At 66.5% G+C, this 4,505-nt stretch carries 7 protein-coding genes and 2 pseudogenes; 3 read left to right on the plus strand and 6 right to left on the minus strand.

Translation table 11 applies throughout. The annotated features are described in order from the left end of the window. From AABA86_RS32905 to AABA86_RS32925, 5 genes and pseudogenes are all read right to left on the minus strand, one after another. Nucleotides 1-287: thioredoxin domain-containing protein (locus AABA86_RS32905; protein ID WP_338309714.1), on the minus strand; the 287-nt coding region annotated here is incomplete at its 3' end. Nucleotides 288-374: 87 nt separating this feature from the next. Further along, nucleotides 375-1,097 (minus strand): LrgB family protein, encoded by a 723-nt coding sequence (locus AABA86_RS32910; RefSeq protein ID WP_338309715.1) that lies wholly within the window; start codon nucleotides 1,095-1,097, stop codon nucleotides 375-377. Beyond that, entirely contained in the window at nucleotides 1,094-1,477 is a 384-nt protein-coding gene (locus AABA86_RS32915) for a CidA/LrgA family protein (protein WP_212247255.1), read from the minus strand. The genes AABA86_RS32910 and AABA86_RS32915 overlap by 4 nt, the downstream gene beginning before the upstream one ends. 44 nt (nucleotides 1,478-1,521) lie before the next feature. After that, nucleotides 1,522-1,998, minus strand: coding sequence for a PaaI family thioesterase (locus AABA86_RS32920; RefSeq protein WP_212247256.1), 477 nt, complete (start codon nucleotides 1,996-1,998; stop codon nucleotides 1,522-1,524). Between the two features lie 3 nt (nucleotides 1,999-2,001). Further along, nucleotides 2,002-2,369: pseudogene (locus tag AABA86_RS32925) on the minus strand (acyl-CoA thioesterase). A gap of 106 nt (nucleotides 2,370-2,475) precedes the next feature. Between AABA86_RS32925 and AABA86_RS32930 the strand changes: the two are divergent. Continuing rightward, a pseudogene (locus AABA86_RS32930) lies at nucleotides 2,476-2,973 on the plus strand (TetR/AcrR family transcriptional regulator); the annotation flags it as partial. On the opposite strand, the gene AABA86_RS32935 reads toward AABA86_RS32930, so the two are convergent. Beyond that, entirely contained in the window at nucleotides 2,933-3,460 is a 528-nt protein-coding gene (locus tag AABA86_RS32935) for a hypothetical protein (RefSeq protein ID WP_338309716.1), read from the minus strand. The pseudogene AABA86_RS32930 and the gene AABA86_RS32935 overlap by 41 nt on opposite strands. 205 nt (nucleotides 3,461-3,665) lie before the next feature. Between AABA86_RS32935 and AABA86_RS32940 the strand changes: the two genes are divergently transcribed. Both AABA86_RS32940 and AABA86_RS32945 read left to right on the plus strand, forming a co-directional pair. Continuing rightward, a complete protein-coding gene (locus AABA86_RS32940; RefSeq protein ID WP_338309717.1) occupies nucleotides 3,666-3,950 on the plus strand; it encodes a PsiF family protein in 285 nt (94 codons plus the stop codon). Between the two features lie 101 nt (nucleotides 3,951-4,051). Next, nucleotides 4,052-4,505: AbrB family transcriptional regulator (locus AABA86_RS32945; protein ID WP_338309718.1), on the plus strand; the 454-nt coding region annotated here is incomplete at its 3' end.

The raw sequence follows: 4,505 nt of genomic DNA on the forward strand, positions 1-4,505 counted from the left end.
AGCCGCACCTTGCCGTCGTCCTGGACGACCTGGCGCAGCTCGGGCTCGAGCTTGCGGCAATAGGGGCAATTGTAGTCGGACCATTCGACAATGGTGACGTTGCCGTTGGGATTGCCGGCGACCGGCGTGTCGGGATCGCGCAGCACCTTGGCTTCGGTGAGCACCTCGTTGTCGTCGCTCGCCGCGCGTGCCGAGGCGCCGCCCGTCAGTGCGAGGGCGCCCGCCCCGATCAGCGTCAACGCCGCGCGTCGCGTCGGCGCAAGGCCCTTAGTCCCAGATCCAGCCATATCTCGTCCCGTTTCGGTCCCATCTCCCTGAATACGGTTTGGGACCGGGAATTGTTACCGATCATATAGAGTGTCGCGGCGACGATGTCATCGCACCAGCAGCGTGACTGCCAGGGGGACCAGGAACGAGGTCACCAAGGCGTTGAGACTCATGGCGATGCCGGAGAAGACGCCGGCAAGCTCGTCGACCTGGAACGCACGCGCGGTGCCGATACCGTGCGCGGCAAGGCCAGCCGCAAATCCGCGCGCCCGGTAATCGGTGACGCCGGTGCGGTTCATCAGCGGCGTCACGATGATCGCGCCCATGATGCCGGTGAGGATCACCGCCACCGCCGCCAGCGAGGGATCGGCGTGCAGGGATTCAGCGATGCCCATGGCGACACCGGCCGTGACCGATTTCGGCGCCAGCGACAGCACGACCTCGCGCGGCAGGCCGGCGAGCTCGGCCAGCAGCACCACCGACACCACCGCCGTGACCGATCCCGCGAGCAGCGCCACCAGCATCGGCACGATGGATGACACGACGCGCCTGCGGTTCTCGTAGAGCGGGACCGCGAGCGCCACGGTGGCAGGCCCGAGCAGGAAGTGCACGAACTGCGCGCCGGCGAAATAGCTCGTATAGGACGTGCCGGTCGCGAGCAGGAACGCGCCGATGATCCACGTCGCGTGCAGCACGGGATTGGCGAGCGGATGGCGCCGCGTCGCCAGCGACACCGCATCCGTGGTCGCATAGACCAGCAGCGTCACCGTCAGCCAGAGCAGCGGCGACTGCGAGAGATAGACCCAGAGCGAGAACGGATTGTCCTTCATCGCGCATCCTGTTGCTTCAGCAGGCGGCTGACGAGGCGAAAGGTCAGCACCGTCGCGAGCAGCGTGACGACCACCGACAGCGCGAGCACCAGGATGATCACGATGCCGTGGGATGCAAGCAGGTCGAGCTCCTGCACGACGCCGACGCCGGCCGGCACGAACAACAGCGACAGATGGGCCAGCAGGCCCTTGCTCGCGGTTTCCACGCCGTCGTTGCGCAGCGGCCCGTATGCAAGCGCTGCGAAGCGATCGCGCGCGAGCAGCAGGATCAGGAGCAGCAGCAGGCCGAGCACAGGTCCCGGCAAGGGCAGGCCGAGGCCGCGCGCGACGGCTTCGCCGATCAATTGGCACAGCAGGATGAGGCCGAGACTCGCAAGCATGACCAGCGCATCAAGGGATGCGCCGGCAGGCTTGTCAATCGCGGCTATGCATGAGACGTGCGCGGCTCGTGCGAGGCAGCAATGCGGGGCAGCATCGCCATCAACGTCCCGGTCATCGTTGCGATCAGCGTGGTCTTGCCCTCGTGCTCGGCAAACGCCCTGGCCTCGCAGAACGTGAGCGTGCGGCCGGGCTTGACCACCTCCGCCTTGAAGACGAAGCGCTCACCCCGGGCCGGTGCGAGCAGCGTGGTCTTGAACTCGACGGTGAGGATGTCGGCCTCGCGCGGCATCAGGGTAAAGGCGGCAACGCCGCAGGCGTTGTCGAGGCCTGCCGTGATGATGCCGGCATGGACAAAACCGTTCTGCTGCGTGAGATCAGGCGAATGCAGCATCGCCAGCTCGACCTCGCCCGGTGCAAGGCGGACGATCACGATGCCGAGCGTGTGCATCGCCGGCTGGCCGTCGAACATTGCGATCGCCGCCGCGCGATAGCCCGGGTTCTTCGGCTCGAACGCGGCCATGGTTCAGGCCTCGGCCGGATCGGCGAGATGGCGCAAGGCGATCTCCCGGATGGCATCCGCGAACGGTGCCGATTTGCGCTGGCGCCGATCCATGTGCACGCCGGTGATCTCGCAAGTTGCGGCGATCTCGCCGGTCTCGGNNTCTCGACGATGTCGCCGGCGAGCAGCTCGCGCCTGTAGGCAATGTTCTGCTGCACGGCGGCCATGCCGCGGCCGGAGGAGCGCAAATAGCTCGGCGTCAGGCCGAGGCGGGCGAACAGGTTCCAGTTGGCTTCGTCGAATTTGCCGACATACCACATGATGTTCATGTGGCCGACATGATCGCATTGCCACGGATAGACCGTGCCGCGATAGGTCGCCTCCTGCTCCATCGCCATTCCGCCCTCTTTGTTTATTGGTCTTGATACGGTAGCGTATCAGGCACGAGACGCGTTAGCAATACGGCACCGTATCGGAAATCGGAGGGGGCACTGCTTCATGAGCGACGGCAAGGGCGATGTCTGGGTCGAGGCAGGATTCACCGAGCTCGCCCGCTCGGGGGTCGAGGGTGTCAGGGTCGAGGTGCTCGCCAAGAATCTCGGCGTCACCAAGGGCGGCTTCTACCGCCGCTTCGCCGACCGCGCCGCACTGCTCGCTGCCATGCTGCAACGCTGGCGCGAGGGGCGGGCCGCGTCGATCGCGCAGCAGACGCGCCTCGATGGTCAAGCGCCCCGCGAACGGCTGAAGGCGGTGATCCAGCTCTACTCCGAGCGGCTCAATCCGGAAGCCATGGCGATCGAGCTCGCGATCCGGCAATGGGCCCGCTCCGACGAGAGCGCCGCGGCCGCGGTCGCGAACGTGGACGCAGCGCGGCTCAAGCACGTGGCCGAGCTCTACCGCGCGACCGGGCTTGCGGCCGAGGAGGCCGAGGCGCAGGCCTTCCTGTTCTACTGCTTCATCTTCGGCCAGAGCCTGTTGTTCGTCGAGCGCGGCCCGCNNGCTTCTTGTTGCATTCGCTGTAATAGCCGCCGCCCTTCTCGATCCACTTCATGCCGCCATTGCCGTTGGTGGTCTTGTTGGCGTTGTACTGGTCGACGCAGGTGTGGAGGCGCCCCTTGCCCGGGGTCTCCTTGGCATATTTCGGATCGATCGCGTTCGGATAGATCGCGGGGCCGGCCGGCAGGGTCGGCGCGGCCGCCGGGGCCGCCTCCTTCTTGGCCTGCTTCGGCTGGGCGGGAGCGGCGGGCGCAGCCGCGGTCGGTGCAGGCGCAGCCGGTGCGGCAGCGGCCGGGGTTGCATCCGCACCGCACTGGGCCTTGCGGAAGTCATTCCACTTCATGGTGCCGAGCGAGCCGTCCTTCTTGGCCGCCTGGTATTTGGCGCTGCACTCTTGCGACGTCAGCGCCTGCGCTGGCGCCGACACAGCCAACGCAGCAAATCCCGACAACGCAATCGCGCACAGCATTTTTGATTGAATGGTCATCCTCAGGTCTCCTCCTTGGTCTTCCCCCGGGGGGAAGTGAAACAGGACTTGCTATCCTAGCGTGCCGGCCATTTGCGACAAGGAAGCGATGGCTCCCGGCCGCCAAAATATAGTAACGGCGCCGTTCAGATTATTCATGTCGCGTTCAGCAACGCGAGCCGACGTTCGCAACCCTTCGCAATTCTCGCCAGAAGAGTGCAACACCATGACCCTCGCCTCTCGCCTCGCCGCCGTCGCCCTCGCCTCCCTGCTCGCCGGCGGCACCGCCTTCGCGCAGACCGCCGCGCCGGCGGCCAAGACCGATACCAAGATCGATGCCGCCGCCGCGGCCGACAAGAAAGCCCCGAAGGAGCGCTCGGCCGAGTCGCTCGAATGCTCCAAGCAGGCCGACGCCAAGGGCCTGCACGGCAAGGAGCGCAAGAAATTCCGTTCCGAATGCATCAAGAGCGCCAAGGGGGGCACCGCCGCGCCGGCTGCGGACAAGAAGTAGCCTCCGACACGATCTTCAGCGAGCTTCTCGCGAGAGGCGCGCGCATTGCGGCATGACGAGCCTGCAATTGTGCGCCTCTCGCTGATTTGCGATAAGGTGGCGTGAAGCAAATCGCCACCTCCCTGTCGTTCGAATGGCCGAGCCGTGCCAAGATCTTGAGCACGGCGGAGACGCTCGTCATCGGCACCGCCGGCGGCCTTGCATTTCTCCTCGCCGGCCTTCCCGGCGGGCTGATCTCCGGCTCGATGATCGCGGTCGGGATCGCCGCGATCGCCGGGCGCCAGCTCGCGCTGCCGCCGCTCCTGACCCAGACCGTGCTGGTGCTGCTCGGCATTTCGCTGGGCTCGGTGGTCTCGCGCCATCTGCTTCAGCAGGTCGGCGCCTACCCCCTCACCATCGGGCTGCTTGCGCTGGCGACGTTCTGCTCGACCTTCGGCTCGAGCTATTACCTCCAGCGCATCCATGGCTGGGACCGCACTTCGGCCTTTCTGGCCGGCAGCCCCGGCGCGCTGTCGCAGATCACGATTCTGGCGGTCGAGCGCGGCGCCGACCTGC

It is taken from the genome of Bradyrhizobium sp. TM233, assembly GCF_036247965.1.
GTDB classification, from domain to species: Bacteria; Pseudomonadota; Alphaproteobacteria; order Rhizobiales; family Xanthobacteraceae; genus Bradyrhizobium; species Bradyrhizobium ottawaense.